This is a genomic window from Amycolatopsis lexingtonensis (assembly GCF_014873755.1).
In the GTDB taxonomy this organism is placed as follows: domain Bacteria; phylum Actinomycetota; class Actinomycetes; order Mycobacteriales; family Pseudonocardiaceae; genus Amycolatopsis; species Amycolatopsis lexingtonensis.
In genome coordinates this window covers 1,384,783-1,400,763 of record NZ_JADBEG010000001.1, presented here as the reverse complement: position 1 = coordinate 1,400,763, position 15,981 = coordinate 1,384,783, and the positions used below count along the sequence as shown (strand labels likewise).

19 protein-coding genes are annotated in these 15,981 nt (G+C 71.8%); 7 read left to right on the top strand and 12 right to left on the bottom strand.

The window, feature by feature from the left end; all coding sequences use genetic code 11:
- The first annotated feature begins 21 nt into the window (after positions 1–21).
- The 5 genes from H4696_RS06835 to H4696_RS06815 all read left to right on the top strand — a co-directional run bounded on the left by H4696_RS06835 (position 22) and on the right by H4696_RS06815 (position 4,707).
- Positions 22–1,581, top strand: a complete 1,560-nt coding sequence (locus H4696_RS06835) for an HD domain-containing phosphohydrolase (protein WP_086856243.1) — start codon at positions 22–24, stop codon at positions 1,579–1,581.
- Between the two features lie 65 nt (positions 1,582–1,646).
- Positions 1,647–2,012 (top strand): DsrE family protein, encoded by a 366-nt coding sequence (locus tag H4696_RS06830; protein ID WP_086856242.1) that lies wholly within the window; start codon positions 1,647–1,649, stop codon positions 2,010–2,012.
- On the top strand, positions 1,984–2,382 hold the full coding sequence (locus H4696_RS06825) for a hypothetical protein (protein WP_086856241.1): 399 nt from the start codon (positions 1,984–1,986) through the stop codon (positions 2,380–2,382). Before H4696_RS06830 ends, H4696_RS06825 begins: the two co-directional genes overlap by 29 nt.
- Before the next feature lie 92 nt (positions 2,383–2,474).
- A complete protein-coding gene (locus H4696_RS06820) occupies positions 2,475–2,735 on the top strand; it encodes a GlsB/YeaQ/YmgE family stress response membrane protein (RefSeq protein WP_086856240.1) in 261 nt (86 codons plus the stop codon).
- A gap of 49 nt (positions 2,736–2,784) precedes the next feature.
- Entirely contained in the window at positions 2,785–4,707 is a 1,923-nt protein-coding gene (locus tag H4696_RS06815; protein WP_086856239.1) for a hypothetical protein, read from the top strand.
- A 45-nt stretch (positions 4,708–4,752) separates the two neighbouring features.
- Here H4696_RS06815 and H4696_RS49855 read toward each other — a convergent pair whose 3' ends face one another.
- The 8 genes from H4696_RS49855 to H4696_RS06780 all read right to left on the bottom strand — a co-directional run bounded on the left by H4696_RS49855 (position 4,753) and on the right by H4696_RS06780 (position 9,254).
- Positions 4,753–4,920 carry a S1 family peptidase gene (locus tag H4696_RS49855; RefSeq protein ID WP_225955614.1) on the bottom strand — a complete coding sequence of 56 codons (168 nt, stop codon included), beginning with the start codon at positions 4,918–4,920 and terminating at the stop codon, positions 4,753–4,755.
- 53 nt (positions 4,921–4,973) lie between these two features.
- Positions 4,974–5,213, bottom strand: coding sequence for a S1 family peptidase (locus tag H4696_RS49850; RefSeq protein ID WP_225955613.1), 240 nt, complete (start codon positions 5,211–5,213; stop codon positions 4,974–4,976).
- A 426-nt stretch (positions 5,214–5,639) separates the two neighbouring features.
- Positions 5,640–6,350 carry a hypothetical protein gene (locus tag H4696_RS06805; RefSeq protein WP_338064852.1) on the bottom strand — a complete coding sequence of 237 codons (711 nt, stop codon included), beginning with the start codon at positions 6,348–6,350 and terminating at the stop codon, positions 5,640–5,642.
- The gene (locus tag H4696_RS06800; RefSeq protein WP_086856237.1) at positions 6,281–7,408 is read right to left on the bottom strand and encodes a hypothetical protein; all 1,128 of its coding nucleotides are present in this window, start codon (positions 7,406–7,408) and stop codon (positions 6,281–6,283) included. The genes H4696_RS06805 and H4696_RS06800 overlap by 70 nt, the downstream gene beginning before the upstream one ends.
- A complete protein-coding gene (locus H4696_RS06795; protein WP_086856236.1) occupies positions 7,405–7,743 on the bottom strand; it encodes a hypothetical protein in 339 nt (112 codons plus the stop codon). Before H4696_RS06795 ends, H4696_RS06800 begins: the two co-directional genes overlap by 4 nt.
- 10 nt (positions 7,744–7,753) lie before the next feature.
- The gene (locus H4696_RS06790; protein ID WP_086856235.1) at positions 7,754–8,248 is read right to left on the bottom strand and encodes a YbaB/EbfC family nucleoid-associated protein; all 495 of its coding nucleotides are present in this window, start codon (positions 8,246–8,248) and stop codon (positions 7,754–7,756) included.
- An 87-nt stretch (positions 8,249–8,335) separates the two neighbouring features.
- The gene (locus tag H4696_RS06785; RefSeq protein WP_086856234.1) at positions 8,336–8,638 is read right to left on the bottom strand and encodes a DUF1905 domain-containing protein; all 303 of its coding nucleotides are present in this window, start codon (positions 8,636–8,638) and stop codon (positions 8,336–8,338) included.
- A 7-nt stretch (positions 8,639–8,645) separates the two neighbouring features.
- On the bottom strand, positions 8,646–9,254 hold the full coding sequence (locus tag H4696_RS06780) for a hypothetical protein (RefSeq protein ID WP_192782115.1): 609 nt from the start codon (positions 9,252–9,254) through the stop codon (positions 8,646–8,648).
- A gap of 134 nt (positions 9,255–9,388) precedes the next feature.
- Between H4696_RS06780 and H4696_RS06775 the strand changes: the two genes are divergently transcribed.
- On the top strand, positions 9,389–11,041 hold the full coding sequence (locus H4696_RS06775; RefSeq protein ID WP_086856232.1) for a glutamate--tRNA ligase: 1,653 nt from the start codon (positions 9,389–9,391) through the stop codon (positions 11,039–11,041).
- A 21-nt stretch (positions 11,042–11,062) separates the two neighbouring features.
- Here H4696_RS06775 and H4696_RS06770 read toward each other — a convergent pair whose 3' ends face one another.
- The 4 genes from H4696_RS06770 to H4696_RS06755 are packed head-to-tail and all read right to left on the bottom strand — an operon-like array spanning position 11,063 to position 15,426.
- Complete coding sequence (locus H4696_RS06770) at positions 11,063–12,922, bottom strand: CheR family methyltransferase (RefSeq protein ID WP_086856231.1); 1,860 nt, start codon at positions 12,920–12,922, stop codon at positions 11,063–11,065.
- A gap of 11 nt (positions 12,923–12,933) precedes the next feature.
- Positions 12,934–13,698 carry an anti-anti-sigma factor gene (locus H4696_RS06765; RefSeq protein WP_086856230.1) on the bottom strand — a complete coding sequence of 255 codons (765 nt, stop codon included), beginning with the start codon at positions 13,696–13,698 and terminating at the stop codon, positions 12,934–12,936.
- Complete coding sequence (locus H4696_RS06760) at positions 13,695–14,702, bottom strand: chemotaxis protein CheB (protein ID WP_249026830.1); 1,008 nt, start codon at positions 14,700–14,702, stop codon at positions 13,695–13,697. The genes H4696_RS06765 and H4696_RS06760 overlap by 4 nt, the downstream gene beginning before the upstream one ends.
- Positions 14,703–14,715: 13 nt before the next feature.
- Complete coding sequence (locus tag H4696_RS06755) at positions 14,716–15,426, bottom strand: chemotaxis protein CheB (RefSeq protein ID WP_086856228.1); 711 nt, start codon at positions 15,424–15,426, stop codon at positions 14,716–14,718.
- 90 nt (positions 15,427–15,516) lie between these two features.
- On the opposite strand from H4696_RS06755, the gene H4696_RS06750 reads away from it, so the two are divergent.
- On the top strand, positions 15,517–15,909 hold the full coding sequence (locus H4696_RS06750; protein WP_086856227.1) for a hypothetical protein: 393 nt from the start codon (positions 15,517–15,519) through the stop codon (positions 15,907–15,909).
- Positions 15,910–15,981: the final 72 nt, after the last annotated feature.

The following is a 15,981-nucleotide window of genomic DNA, read 5'->3' as shown; positions in this document are numbered from 1 at the left end:
CCCACGAACGAGGCGGTGACCATGGCCGTCCAGCCGAGCCGGGCCGAAGTGCTCGCCGCCCTGTCGCTCGCCATCGACCTGGGGCTGGGCCAGCCGATGGAGCACATGCTGCGGTCCGCGCTGCTCGCGACCCGGCTCGCCGACCGGCTCGGCCTCGACGAAGAGCAGCGCGCGACGACCTTCTACGCCACGCTCGTCGCCTGGATCGGCTGCCACGCCGACTCGCACGAGCTGGCCCGCTGGTTCGGCGACGACATCGCCTTCCGCGCCGCCACCTACCGGGTGAACTGGACCGGCCTGCCGTTCCTGCGGCTGCTGGCCGCCCACGCCGGGCGGGACAAGGCCCCGCTCGCGCGCGGCGTGCTCGCCACCGTGTTCCTCGCCGGGGTCCGCGGGCACATGGCGGCGCTGATCCACTCCCACTGCACCTCGGCCGCCCGCCTGGCCGACCGGCTGGGGCTGGGCGACGCCGTCCGCGACGCGCTGACGTGCACGTTCGAGCGCTGGGACGGCAGCGGCCTGCCCGCCGGCGCGCGCGGCGACCAGCTGCCGATCGAGATGCGCGTGGTGCACCTCGCCGAAGTCGCCGAGGTGCACCTGCGCCGCGGCGGGCCGGACGCCGCCGTCGCGATGGCCGGAGCCCGTCGCGGCAGCCAGTTCGACCCCGCCGTCGTGGCCGCGTTCACCGCCGCGGCCCCGGAAATCCTCGGCGGGCTGCTCGACGAAGACGTCTGGACGGCCGCGCTCGAGCAGGCCCCGGACCGCGACCGGACGCTCACCGAGCCGGAGCTGGACGAGCTGCTCACCGCGATCGGCGACTTCGCCGACCTCAAGTGCCCGTTCGCCATCGGGCATTCGCGCGGCGTGGCCGAGCTCGCCGCCGAAGCGGCCCGGCGCGCGGGACTGTCCGAAGCGGACACCCGGCTCGTCCGGCGGGCCGGGCTCGTGCACGACCTCGGCCGGCTGGGCGTGCCCAACAGCGTCTGGGAAAAGCCCGGCCCGCTGTCGGAAGCCGACCGCGAGCGGATCCGGCTGCACCCCTACCTGACCGGCCGGATCCTGCACCGCGTAAAGGGTTTGGAGGACGTCGCCGCCGTCGCAGCGGCGCACCACGAGCGGCTCGACGGCTCCGGCTACCCGCTCGGCGCGGGCGGCGCCGCGCTCACGCCGTGCGCGCGCCTGCTGGCCGCCGCCGACGTCTACCACGCGCTGCGCGAGCCACGCCCGCACCGGCCGGCCCGCGACGCGGTCGACGCCGCGGAAATCCTGCGCCGGCACGCGCGCGAAGCCCGGCTGGACGCGCACGCCGTCGAAGCCGTGCTGCTCGCGGCCGGGCACTCCGCCCGCCGCCGGGTGTCCTTCCCGGCCGGGCTGACCGCCCGCGAAGCCGAGGTGCTGCGCCTGCTCGCCGGCGGCGGCTCGAACCGGGAGATCGCGCGGACGCTGTCGATCAGCGAAAAAACCGTGCGCAACCACGTCGAGCACATCTACGCCAAGGCGGACGTCACCAACCGCACCGGCGCCGGGCTCTTCGCCCTCGAACACGGCATCACCAGCACGTTCCCGGCCGCCGGAAGATGAGGCATCCGCCCCATGCGGCGGCGGCCGGGCCCGGGCGAGGCTGAACCGGTCGGAAGGAGCGCGCCATGCCCACCCGCGCCGTCATCAGCCTCACCACCGGACTCGAAGACCCCGAAAAGGTCACCGTGGCGTTCCTCGTCGCCGTCGGCGCCGCCGAACAGCACCGCGAGACCCTGATGTTCCTCACCAAGGAGGCGGTCCGGCTCGCCCTGGACGGCTTCGCCAAGGCCGTGGCCTGCGAAGGCTGCCCGCCGCTGGCCGACCTGGTCAAGCGCTACGAAGCCGCGGGCGGCCGGTTCCTGGTCTGCCCGATCTGCTTCACCGCCCGTCACCTCGGCGACGACGACCTCGTCGCCAACGCCGCGCTCGGCGGCACCGTACCGATGTGGGAGTGGATCGGCGATGAGCCCGTCACGACTTTCAGCTACTGAAACCACGCTGGGCGAACAGTTCGCCCGCGCGCTCGCCGCCCAAGACGCCGCCGCGCTACTCGGCGTCCTGGCCGGCCAGGTCGACTTCGCGGCACTCACCCCGGGGCGCCACTGGACGGCGTCCGACCCGGCGGAGATCGTCGGCGACGTCGTCCTCGGCCGCTGGTTCGGCCCGGGAGACCGGATCCGCGAGCTGTGCTCGGTGACGACCGGCCGGGTCGCCGACCGCGAGCACGTGGCCTACCGGCTGCGGGTGCACCGCGACGGCGCCGACCACCTCGTCGAGCAGCAGGCCTACTACACGGTGCGGGACGGCGAGATCGACTGGCTGCGCGTCCTGTGCTCCGGCTACCGGCCGCTGCCCGGCTGAGATCCCGATCACGTGGGCGTGGCTCACCGCGCCCACGGGGCCGCCTCCTGCCATCCTGTGCCGTCAGGAAAACAGGCGGACGGAGGCACCCCGTGGGCGTCATCAGCTGGATCGTGCTCGGGCTCATCGCGGGGCTGATCGCGAAGGCCCTCATGCCGGGCAAGGACCCCGGCGGCTGCATCATCACGATCCTGCTCGGGATCGGCGGCGCCTTCGTCGGTGGCTGGGTCGGCAAGACCCTCTTCCACACGGACCTCGGCACCTTCTTCGACCTGCGCACCTGGGGCCTGGCGATCCTGGGCGCACTGATCATCCTCGTCGGCTACCGGCTGATCTTCGGCCGCCGCGACTGACGCCGCGCCGGTCGCCGCACGCCCGGACAGCAGGTGATAATCCACGCCCATGAGCGCGGAACTGGACATCCTGCTGGTCGAGTACCAAGCCCTGCGCGAGGATGACCGCGGGACCTCCAGCAGCCAGAGCGCACTCGCCAGCGTGTTCGTCGCTCTCTTGGCGGGGCTGTTCGCGATCTTGGTCGGCGACTGCCGGTTCCGCGGTGCTGCGATGGCCGCGGCCAAGAACTCCGGAAGCTGCTACGACCTTCCGGAACCCGTCTACGTCGCGGCGCCGGCGTTGCCGTTCGCCGTGCTCTGCTACATCATCATGCTCGGTACGCAGGTGACCATCAAAAGCTTCTACATGCGGGCCATCGAGAACGAACTACGGCGCCGGCGCACCGAGCTGCGCGCCATCCCGGGGATCCTGGCCGGCTCGGCGACCGAACTCATGCTGGCGATCACGAGCCCCAGGCGCGGCAGGCGCTCCTACTTCGTCATGCTGCTCTTCCTCACCTTGAGCTTCGCCATCGCCCTCGGCGGGTGGGTCGTGTTCGTGGCCCTCAGCCTGTCCGTCCCGGCCATGATCACGATGTTCGCGCTCTACGGCCCGCTGCTGGCGCTCCTGCTGCAGCAAGGGATCCTCACCAACACGGGTGGCCGGAAACTCCTGCACAGCGCGGCGGAACACTTGCGAAACAGCCGCGACTACCCCGTGAGCGACCTGGCGCCGGAAGCCGGGCGGATCCGCCGGCCCGGCGAGCGATCACTCCTTTCCTACCTGGTGCTCCCCCGCCCACTCGACACGGTCAAGTGGACCTTCATCCCGATCGCCTACACCGTGGGAGCGGTCACCACCGGACAGTGGCCAGGCGGTTCCGGCCTGCTGGGAGCGGTCACCGGCTGGCTGGTCTTCGAGTACCTGATCTACCAGGGCCGGTACCAGTGGAATGACATCCGCGGCCTCGCCGACGATCAGAACCACCCGGCCCGCAGTCAACGCGGGCGGCTGCCGGTGACCGTCCGGGGACCACTCCACTCGGTGGCGGTGAGCACCATCGTGATCGTGGCCCGCGCCGTGCTGGCCGTGGTCATCGCGTTCACGGTCGTTCCGTCGCCGGTCTCGGCGGTAATCCTGGTCTCGTTCGCGGGCGTCTGGGTCCCCGCCTGGCTCTACGAGTTCCTCCGGGCCGGAACCTCGCGCCCCGCTAGCCGGGCCGTGGCGATCTGGCTGGTCGTGGGCGCCGGGTACGCCGTGCGAGCTTCGGCCGGGCTGGCGCTGGCCGGCATCGTCCCTCGAGGACAGACCGCGGGCACTTTCTTCTTGTTCGCAGCGGCGGCCTGGGCCTTCGGGATCGTCTTCGTGACGATGACGTGGGTCTTGGAGGCCACCGGCCACTGCGCCCGGGCTGCCGACGGGACGCTCGAGAAGCCGGCCGGCTTGGTGGCGAAGCCGCATCTGGAGCGCCTGTTGCCTTTCACACCGTTCCCGTCGCGGCCGGTGCCCAGCGCGGACGGTTCGGCGGCGTCGCTGCGCGCCCTCGCAGGGAAGACCGCGGTCGTGACGCCGTGGAACGCAGGACTCGTCGTCGCCACCGTCTGCGGGATCGCCGCCTGCGCGCACGGCGGGCAGCTGCTCCTGGCGGTGGTTGGTGGCTCGGCGGCGGGGTTCGTCGTCCTGACGCCCTCGGTTCCGGCACGCTGGGCCGTCGCCGCGGTGACGGTCGCGGCGCTCGGCCTCACCGCCGCCTCGGTCGGCGACTGGCGCGGTACGACCGGCACGACCGCGGTGGCCGGGCTCTTCTTCGCCGTGTACTGCGTCTTCCGCCAGTCGGCGTACCAGGACCTCCGGGACGCCCTCAAGAAAATGGGCGAGGGAATCGCTTCGCTGAGGAACCGGGCGGGCAAGGCCGCGATCTGGCTGGTGAAGCGGATGGTCGGCCGCCGGACGTGGGTGCTCGTGACCGGATCGGCCCCACCGCCGGAGTGACCACGGCTGTGGGGCCGAGTGTCCGGCCGCCGCGACTGACGCCGGTCAGTTCAGGCTGACGCCGTACGCGCTCAGCGCCTCGCCCACCGGCTGGCAGTAGGACGTCCCGCTGCCCTTGCCCGACGTGATGCCCAGGCCGACGCTGCCCGCGAACAGGCAGCCGCCCGAGTCGCCGGGGTTGACCAGCGCGTTGGTCTGGATCAGCTGGTACACCTAGCCTTCGGCGTAGTTCACCGTCACGTTCAGCCGCTGGACCGAGCCCGACGTCAGGTGCGAGGTGCTGCCGCTCTTGCTGATCCGCTGGCCGACCGTCGCGGTGCCAGGCCGTAGTCGTTGTTCGGGAAGCTCGCACCCTGCGACGGGCCGACGTTCCACTGCGACACCGCGCGCGTGCAGTGGCCCGGGTCGACGATGTAGTTCTGGCCGCCGCGGTTGGTGTTGAAGCCCGCCGAGCAGCGGGTGCCACCGCCGGTGATGGCTTCGCCGTTGTAGATCGCGGTGTGCATCTCCCCCCCGCGACCCGCTCCACCCGGACGCGGTCGCCGAGCGCGCCGGCCGCGTCGAGGTACCCGTCGGAGCGCGGGCGTCCAGCGAGGCGGTGACCTGGTGCAGCTTGTCGACGCTCGCGGCCTGCGTGCGCAGCAGGGCGACGGCGGCGGACCCGCTGACCGCCTCGCGCTGCACCGACGGCGAGTAGCCGTCGATGGCGGTGGCGCTGACGGGCGAGAAGAACCCGATCGCCGAGGCGGCGGCGAGGGGGTGGCCTACGCAGATCTAGCGGGCAGTAAGCCGATCGGTGCGGTCGGTCACTGTGCGCGGTTCGGGCGTACGAGTGGTTCCGCCGCCACCGGCCTGCCGGGCGCGTACCGTTTCAAAGACGGACATGGCGCGCTCTCCTCCCCCTCGGTGCGCGCCATGTCCCCCTCAGCCGGCTACTCCGGCCGGCCTTCCCAGTGCACGATGCCCGGCGGCTCGACGAACTTGCGCAGGTGCTGCTCCTCGGTCCGCCCGTGCAGCGGGAACCGGAAACTCGAGCCGTCCGGCCAGGTCAGCGTGTGCCGGCGGAAGTTCACCGCCGGTGCCTGCGGCTGCCGGGCTTCCCAGACGATGGTCGCCGGGGGCGCGTCCGCCGGGTCGACGTAGGTCGAGCCCGTGTCCACCAGCGCCACGCACGACGGCGAGAACGCCAGCCACGGTCCCCGCAGCGAGCGCAGCCGGTCGGCCAGCTCCAGCACCTGCGCGTCCGCCGGGCCGGTCACGCGGACCTCGCGCTGGAACGGCCGTCCCGCGCCGCCGCCGTTCGCCAGGGAGAACACCGACACCACCGCGGTGCCGACGCCGCGCAGGACGCCCTTGAAGAACTGGCTGACCTGCTCCTGTCCCTCGACCGTGCCGTCCAGACGACGGCCGGGCACGGCGAAGCCGACGTCGGAATCGCCGAGGCGCAGCACGATCACCGGCTCCCGCCAGCGGTCGCGCACCAGCGCCTCGACCCGCTCGCGGAACCCGGGGCGGACCTGGGCGTCGTCCGCCCACTGCTCGGCGCGGGCGTTGAGCGCGGCCGCCCGGTCGGTCAGATGTCGAGGTCCTTCCGGGTCTCCTCCGGACTCCGGTCCCCGCCGATCTCGCTCTTGTTGAACCACGGCTCGTCCCCTTCGGGCGTCACGGCTTCCTTGCCTTCGGCGAACGCACCCTTCGCGGCCCCGATCCCCGCCTTCACACTCGCGCCGGCGACCAGCGGCCCGGCACCGGCCGAGGCGCCGAACATCGTCGTGAGCACCCGGTTGCTCGGCTGGAAGCCCTGCGCGACCGCGCCGAACCCGAACTTGGTCTCGCCGGGCATCACGCCGATGCGGAGCTTGGTCGTGAACTTCACGACGTTCGTCGAGAACTTCGCCAGGAACTCGATGAAGGTGTCCAGCAGCTTGCCGAACTTGCCCAGGTACGAGGTGACCTTCTTCAGCACCGCGGCGGCCTTGGCGATGGACGCGGTCATGGCGGCGGCGACCGAGCTGCCGAAGCTGATCACCGACGCGGCCAGCGCCGGCAGCCACAGCGTGATCAGCCAGGACACCAGCTCGGTGATGATTCCCTTGATCACCTCTTCGATGACCACCATGACCATCGACCACATCTGCAGCACCTCGGCGACCGAGCCGGCGGCCGAGCCGATGCCGCGGATGCCGGAGGAGAAGTCGCCGAGCGCTTCCTTCGCGGCGTTGCCCGCTTCGTCCACCCACTCGGCCAGCGCGGTGTCGCCGGTCTTCTCGAAGTCGTCGGCCAGCGCGACGAAGCCCTGCGCGATCGTCACGAAGTTCTCCGATGCGTGCCCGATCGCCGGGCCGTCGCCGGTGACCTGGTGCAGCGCGTCCTGCAGCGGCTGGACGAGTTCGAGCAGCATGTTCAGGCCGTGACTGACCAGCCAGCCGATCGGGTCCATCGCGAAGGTGACCATGTCGCCCGCCGCGGCGCCGACGAACGCGGCCCCGTCGCCGACCAGCGCGCCACCCGCGGACGCCAGCTCACTCGGGTTGTCGGCCTGGAACGCCTGCTGGGCGTGCGCGCCGATCGACTTGCCCGCCTTGTACGCCGTGCCGGCCACCGGCACGTACCCCGCCGCGCGGTCGAGGTTCGCGCCCATGCTCTCGTCGTAGGCCTCGACGTTCAGCGCGTCGGCGATGCTCTTCTTCGGCTCCGTCATTCGCCCTGGCCCCCGACCGCGTCGATTTCCGCCTCGTAGCGCCCGAAGGCGATCTTGCCGGCGTCTTCCATGCCCTGGTACATCTCCGCGGCCTTGGTCAGCTTCGTGGTGAAGCCGTCGACGCCGTCCTTGAGGTCGGTCAGCAGCGACCGCAGCTCGGTGAGGCGCTCGGTGTAGCCCTGCTTGGCGTAGAGGCCGATCAGGCCCCAGGCCTCGTTCGTCACGTCGGCCGCGTCGATCTTGGCGCCGAACTTGTCCGCTTCACCCTCGTAGAAGGGCAGCTGCCGGGCGTAGGCGTTGATCGCGCCGATGTTCGTCTGAATTCCGTCTGGCATCGCGGTTTCCCTAGGATCGGCGGAGGATGGGACCCTGACCGAAGTCGTCATCGTCGTCGGCGGCGGGCCGCCGGACGGGCCGCGACGGCTGCCGCGGCTGCGGTTCCGACGCGGGCTCGGGCGCCACGGTTCCGAACGCCTCGCTCTGGGCTTCGCGGACCTGCCCGGAGACGTCGACGCCGAACGCGTCCCCGAAGGCTTCGTCGACGATCCCGGCCTGCTGCTGCACGGCCCCGGCCACGGCCCGCCGGATGGTGGCCATGATCGTGGCGGCGAGCTGCCCCGGCTCGACGCGCGTGGCCCCGGCGGTGAGCCGCAGGTCGGTGACGGTCCCGCCGGCCCCCGCGACCACGGTGACGGTCCCGTCCGGCGAAGTGGCGGTGCTCTCCAGGCGCGCGACCCGCTCCTGCATGTCTCCGACGCCGGCGAAGCGGGCCTCGGCCTGCCGCACCTTGCTCCGGAAGTTTTCGAACTGGGCGATCAGCTCGTCCATCTGGGCGGACATGTGTCTCCCTTGCGCATTACGGGTGCCGTTGTCCGCATCATGACAGATCCGCCCGCCGCCCGATCCGGTTTCGGCGGATCCCGGCGTTCAGAAGTCGACGAGCTCCACGGACACGGTGCAGGTGTCCCCCACTTCGAGCCCCTCGGCCACGCGGACCGCGCGCTTGAGGGGCAGCACGTAGGCGCCGCGCGCGCTGTCCGGGAAGATCGACGTCCGCCACCCGGTCCCGCCGACCTTAACCCGGACGCGCACCGACCCGAACCCGCGCCGCGGCCCGGCCGCACGCTCGCGGATCTCCTCCGACACGTCGGCGGGCAGGCTCACGAAGGTCCAGGTTTCGGTGCGCCGGGCGTCCCACTCCCACAGCTCGGCTTCGAAGACGACGTTCATCGCCGGCTCACAGGCAAGGCGGCCGGTAGCCGTCAACGCGCAGCCCGCGGAACTCCAGCTCGTTCGGCGTCTTGCCGACGAACACCAGCCCGCGCGCCTCCGGCAGCGCCGAGGCGAACGAATACGGCGGGGTACCCAGCTCGGGCAGCGACGTCCACCGATCGGGTGCGAAACCGAAGAACTTCGTGACCAGCCGCCCGTGCGTGGACGGCACGAGCGTCAGCCACTTGTCGCCGCCGCTCCAGTGCGACGCCGGGCGCAGCTGGACGTACAGGTCGTCACTCGCCCGGTAGGTCAGCCAGAAGCCCGCCGACCGCGAAAGGTCGGCCTGCGCTTCGAACTGGTTGCCCAGCCAGACGACGGCGACGTGCCACTCGGCGTTCCGGAAGGAGATCTTCGCCGTGTACCGGTGGTGATCGGGGACGAGCAGGCTGCCGGTCGCGGGGACCGTCGTGCCTTCGCCGCTCGCGAGCCACTGCTGGTACCGGTCGATCGAGGGGGTCGCGCATTCGCGGCCCGGCGGTGCGGCGCCGGCGGGGGCCGGGGCGATCAACGGGAGCACCAGCAGCGAAGCCAATGCCGAGAGCGTCCTGGCGAAGGGAAACCGACCGCGCATCCCGGGAAGCTAGCACAACAAGACCGCCCGGCCAGGGCGTCGAGCCGGACGGCTAGGCTCGTCGTCGGCGAAAACGACCACCATCGCCGACGCCGAACGGCGGGCAAGTGCACCACGACGCGGGAGAACAACCCATGCTGGACCGAGCGGTCATCGACGCCCTCTTCCCTGCCGACCTGCCCGAGCCCGGGCACTGGGAGGAGCGCTACCCCGCCCGGCAGCTGCCCGAAGGCGCGCTGGTCACGCGTTTCGGCCCGTCGCCGACCGGGTTCGTGCACATCGGCGGCATCTACACCGCCACCATCGACCAGGACGTCGCCCGTCGCTCGGGCGGCCGCTACCTGGTGCGGATCGAGGACACCGACCAGTCCCGCGAGGTCGAAGGCGCCGCCGAGCAGTTCGAGCGCGGCTTCCGCTACTTCCACCTCACCGCCGACGAAGACGTCGACCGCGGCGGCGACTACGGGCCCTACCAGCAGTCCGCCCGCGAGCACATCTACCTCAGCTACGTGCGCGAGCTGCTCCGCGAGGGCAAGGCGTACCTCGACTTCGCCACCAAGGACGAGCTCGCCGCGATCACCCAGCGGCAGCAGGCCACCAAGCTGCCCACCGGGTACTACGGCAGCTGGGCGATCTGGCGCGACGCCGACCCGGCCGACGTCCAGGCCAAGCTCGACGCGGGCGCGCCGTACGTCGTGCGGTTCCGCGCCCCGGACGACACCGGCGCGCGGGCCCGGTTCACCGACGCCATCCGCGGTCCGCTCGAAGCCGAGGCCAACCGCAACGACGTCGTCATCCTCAAGAGCTCCGACCAGAGCCCGCGGCTGCCGACCTACCACTTCGCGCACGCGGTCGACGACCACCTGATGCGGGTCAACCTGGTGATCCGCGGCGACGAGTGGATCTCGTCGGTGCCGGTGCACCAGCAGCTGTTCGACGCGCTGGGCTTCGAGCCGATCACCTACGCGCACATCGCGCCGCTGATGAAGCAGGAGGGCGGCAGCAAGCGCAAGCTGTCCAAGCGGAAGGACCCGGAGGCGTCGGTCGACTTCTACATCGAAGCCGGCTACCCCACCGAGGCCGTCCTCTACTACCTGCGCGGCCTGGCCAACGGCCGGCTCGCCGAGCTGCCGCTGGAGCAGGCGCTCGTGGAGCCGATCAACCTCGCCGAGTGCGGCGTCGCCGGCCCGCTCGTCGACCTGGTCAAGCTCGACGACATCTCGGCCGACCACATCGCGACGCTGTCCGGCCCGGCGATCCTCGAGGCGGTCCGCACCTGGGCCGAGCGGTTCGACAAGGAGCTCCTCGCGGTCCTCGACGCCGAACCCGAGCTCGCGCTGCGGGCGCTCGCCGTCGAACGCGACGGCGCCGAGAACCCGCGCAAGGACCTGAAGAAGTGGAGCGAATTCCGCGCCGTCTACGGGTTCTTCTTCCCGCAGCTGCACGCGGCGGTGACGGGTGCGGACGACGAGCGCATCGCCGCGCTCGGTGTCGACCCCGCCGTCGTCCAGGCGGTGGCCCGCGACTTCACGGCGGACTACCAGCAGCTCGACGACGGCGGCGAGTGGTTCGACCAGATCCGCGCGGTGGCGGCGAAGCACGGCTTCGCCCGCAACGCCAAGGAGTTCAAGAAGAACCCCGAGGCGTTCCCCGGCTCGATCCGCGAGGCGTCGCAGATCATCCGCATCGCGCTGTCCGGCTCCACGCGCAGCCCGGACCTCCACGCGATCAGCCAGGCGCTGGGCCGCGACGAGGTCCTCGGGCGGATCGCCGCGCTGACGAAATAGGGCGCCGGCCCGGTCGGGGGGTCACCCGGCCGGGTCGTGCTTCGTTTCTTCCATCATCAGCAGGGCGCCGTGGCTTTCGCCGCTCGAGCTGCGCAAGGCCCCGCAGAGCAGCCGGACGACCGCGGCCCGCCCGCGGCGGTTGATGGCGTGCAGGGTGAGCTCGCGGTGGAACCCCGGGTCGGCCAGCGCTTCCCGCACGATCGGGCGCACGTCCGCCACCGGCAGGCCGATGTCCAGGTTCAGCAGGTGGGTGCCTTCGACCTCTTCCCGCCGCACCCCCCAGAGGTCTTCCGCGCCGCGGTTCCACGCCTTGATCCGCATCTCGGCGTCGAGCACGACGATGCCGGCGCGGATCGAGGTGAGCACCGACTCGAGGAACTCGTTCACCTCGTCGAGGTCGAGGCTGCGCTCACGGAGTGCGTCGTTGATCGTCTGCAGTTCGTCGTTGGTCGACTGCAGCTCCTCGTTCATCGTCTCCAGTTCCTCGTTGGTGGACTGGAGCTCTTCGTTCGTCGTCTCCAGTTCCTCCACTGTGGACTGGAGTTCCTCGTTGGTGGTCTCGAGCTCTTCGTTCGTCGACTGCAGTTCCTCGTACGCCGACTCCAGCTGCCGGTTCGTGTGCTCCAGCTCGATCAGCAGCTGGCGCGCCCAGCTCACGTCGTGGAACACCACCGAAACGCCGAGCAGCGTCTTGGCCTTGTTCACCAGCGGGTTGACGTGCACCTCGAACCACACGGTCTCGCCGGCCCGGCGCCACTCGACGTCCTTGATCCGCAGCGACCGGCGTTCCAGGCGGGCCTGCTCGACGTACGCGCGCAGCGCCACCGGCCGGTAGGAGACGTCGAGGTCGCGCAGCGGCCGCCCGATGTCGCGTTCGGACAGTCCGAACGCGGCCTGCGCCTGCGAGTTGATCAGCGCCGTCGTCTCCTCCTCGGTGACGACGATCTGGGCGACCGGGCTCGCCGAGAACGCGTGCTCACGCAGCTCGTCGAGACCGGAGATCTCCTCGGACCGCCGCTGCGGGAGGCCGTGCGAGACGAAGTGGGTGAAGCTGACCGGGGAATTGACCGCCTTGCGGAAGACCCGCCGCTTGAAGTCCAGCGGCTCGAAGATCCGGGCGTGCGACAGCAGCATCTCCGCCTTGCCCAGGAACAGCACCCCGCGCGGCGCGAGCGCGAAGTGGAACCGCTCCAGGACCTTCGTCTGCGTTTCGGCGTTGAAGTACATCAGCGTGTTGCGGCAGACCAGCAGGTCGATCCGGGAGATCGGCGCGTCCTGCACCAGGTCGTTGCGCCCGAAGATGACCGACCGGCGCAGGTCCTTGCGGAAGCAGTACCGGCTGCCCTGCAGCTCGAAGTACTGCTCCAGCTGGGCCTCGGTGAGCCCGTCGACCTCGGCCGGGGTGTAGGCCGCGTGCCGGGCCTGCGCCAGCGCCTCGTCGTCGACGTCGGTGGCGTAGATCTTCACCCGCTGCCGGAACGCTTCGACCCCGAGCGCGTCGGCGAAGAGCATCGCCAGGCTGTAGGCCTCCTGCCCGCCCGCGCAGCCGGCGCTCCACACGCGGATCGGCAGCTCGGGACTGCGCTCGGCGAGCAGCGCGGGCAGCACGTGCTCGCGGAGGTAGTCCCACGCGTCCGGGTCGCGGAAGAACCCGGTCACGTTGATCAGGATGGTGTTGAACAGCGCGACGAACTCGTCGGCGTTGACCTGCAGCTGGTCGATGTAGTCCGCGTAGCTGTCGATCTCGACCTGGCTCATCCGGCGGCGGACCCGGCGCATCAGGCTGCTCCGCTTGTACCCCGTGAAATCGAAGCCCCGCGACTCCTTCAGGTAGGTCAGCACGGACTCGAACTCGCCGTTGGGGTCTTTGGGCTCGCTCACGATCCGACACGCTACCCGGCGGAACGGTCACCGGTGGTGAGAGGACGCCGGACGAGAACGGCCCAGACGACCTTCCCGCCGGACCACGACCGGCTGCACCCCCACGTGCGGGCGATCTGCGCGACGAGCTTCAGTCCCATGCCCGGTTCGAACGGGGAAAGCCGTTCGAGCAGCATGGCCGGCCGCGGGTCCAGGTCGGCCACCGCCACCGTGCACACCCCCCGGCGCAGGTCGAGGCGCACCCGTGGCTCCGAGGTGGTGTGCTTCAGGACGTTCTCGACCAGTTCGGTGGCGATGAAGCGGGCGTCTTCGGCGAGTTCGGGGACTCCCCACTGCGCCAGCCGGCCGGTGACGAAGTCCCGTACCCGCGCCGAAATGCCGTCGGTGCGGGGGAAGGTGCGTTCGCTCCGCCGGCGCACCGGGTGCTCCAGCGCCGCCACCGCCCCGCTCAGGTCGTCGCGGACCGGGACGTAGCTGTCGACGACGTGGCGGCTCAGCAGCGTCCGGTGGCCGGGGTCGGCGGCCACCAGCGTGAACGGGATGCCCGGCCAGTCCCCGATCCGCATGGCGATCAGGGGAAAGACGCTCACCAGCGACGTGTCGTGGATCCGCAGGGCCCTGATGTCGGCCACCAGTCCCTCGGGCGCGTCCGTCGCGATCTTGAGCAGGCCGTCGCGCAACGCCGGGTACGAAACGATGTCCAGCTCGCCGCTGACCGTCACCACGGTCGCCTCCTCGAGACGGCCGACCGCCAGGTTCACCGCGGAAACGGTCATGCCTCCCCCGATGCTTCCCCGCCGCCCGCGGCGGCGCGCAGCAGGAACCGGCGCAGCGTTTCCGCGGCGGTGGCGGCGTCGCGGGCAGCGGCGGCGTGGCGCTCCGCCAGCCCGCCGCCCGTCCGGGCGGCCAGCTTCCCGGCCAAGGTCGCCTTCTCGTCGAGCGCGCGCAACGCTTTTTGCAGGGCGAACCGCAGCTCGTCCTCCTGGGCGGAGAGGAGGGCTTCGGCCGACCAGGCGTGCCCGATCCGGCAGCGGTACCGGCCGGCCGGATCGATCTCGGTGAGCGGCCCCTCGCAGTCGGGGCAGCTGTAGCCCGCGGCGATGTCCCGTTCGGCGGGCTTGAGCGCGCCCGCACGCACGCCGGCCCGGGCGATGCGGTCCTCCAGCAGCAGGACGTCCGACGGCGACCGGGCCCCGGCCGGGTCCACCGGCATCCGGACCAGCTTGTCGAGGATCGTGCCGAGCTCGTCGGCGCGGGCGGTGTACGCGGTCTCGACCATGGACAGCGCGTTCTCCGGCATACCGCTGTAGAGCGCGTCGTACGGGTCCTGGACCACGGCGACGCCGCCCTGGTCCACGATCGCGCGCAGGCCCGCCGCGCCGTCGTCCAGCACCCCCGAAAGCACGACCCCGACCACGCGCGGTCCGCCGGTCAGCGCGGCCGAGCGGAACAGGGCGTTGACCGCCGGCCGGTGGCCGTTCTCGGTAGGGCCCGGCGAAAGGACCAGTGAGCCGTTTTCGGTGAGCAGGTGCCGATCGGGCGGCGCGACGTAGACGGTGCCGGGCTCGATCGCCGCGCCGTGGCTCGCGGGCCGGGCGGGCAGCGCGCCCGCGCGGTCGAGGATCCGGGCCAGCGCGCTGTGCGTCCCCGCGGCCACGTGCATGGTGACCAGCAGCGCTCCCGGGAAGTCGGCGGGCAGCCCGGACACGACGGCGCGCAGGGCCTCGACACCACCGGCCGAGGCACCGACGACGACCAGGTCACGCCGGAAGGGCGGCACGACGCCCACCTCCTCACCTGCGCATCCACGGTAGTCGAGTCAGTCCGCTACGGCGAGTAGCCCCCGTCGACCGGCCTAAACCCGCTGGGTGCGTGACGTGCGCGCGGACGGCTCCGGCGATCTCCGGCAGCGGCAGCACGGTGTCGACGACCCCGGTGAGGATCGCGGCACCCGGCATCCCGAACTGCGCGGACGTGGCTTCGTCCTGGGCGAACACGGTGCCCCCGCAGCGGGCGACCGCGCGGATCCCGGCCTGGGCGTCGGTGCCCCGGCCGGTCAGGACGACCGCCAGCGCGCGGGGACCGCACGTGACGGCGAGCGTCGCCAGCAGCAGATCCGCCGACGGCCGGGCCGGCGGCAGCGCGCCGGCGTCCAGCAGCCCGATCCGCGCCGCCGGGGTGACCAGCAGGTGCCGGGCCGCCGGCGCGACCAGCACCGTGCCGGGCGTCAGTTCGTCTCCGTCCCGCGCTTCGACGACCCGCAGCGCGGTGCGCGCGTCGAGGATGGCGGCCAGCCGGCTCGGCCGGCTCGGGTCCAGGTGCTGCGCGACGAGCACCGCTGCCGGGAGGTCCGCCGGCAGCGGGCCGAGCACCCGGGACAGGGCGTCCAGGCCGCCGGCGGAGGTGACGAGGGCGACGACCGGGACCCGCACCGGGTAGGCGGCCGCCGGAACGTCCCCGGTCGCGGGCGGCGGCCGGCCGCGCGTTTCCCGACGACCGCGCATACCCCGAGTCTGGCACCTCGCCGCCCCGGTCACCAGGTGCCCGGAGTGTCCTCGGTGCCGGACTCCGGGCGGACGTGGCATGCTCGACGCGTGACCACCTGGATCGACGTGATCAACTTTGTGCGGACGCGGTACGAAGTCCTGGAGGAGTCGGACGGCTGGCTGCGGTTCCGGCTGCACGGCCCGAGCGACCGGACCCAGCAGGCGACGGTCCACCACCTCGCCGAGCTCGACGGCGGCTCGTGGATCGAGATCTCCTCGCCGGTCGGCTGGGCCGACGCGATCGACCTGCGGAAGTTCCTCGAGCTCGCCGGTGGCTCGGCGGTCGGCGGCGCGGCCGTGGTGGACGGCGTCGCCCTGCTCAAGCACACCGTGCCCCTGGAGGACCTCAGCATCCAGGAGGAGTTCGAGCGCCCGCTCAAGGCGGTCGTCGCCCGCGCGGACGCCTTCGAGCACGAGCTGACGGCGGCCGACGAGTTCTGACCGTCCACAGGGGACATCCGCGGCGGGCCGGCTCCCGTCCGGAGTGGACGACCGTCCGGTGCCTCCGGTGCG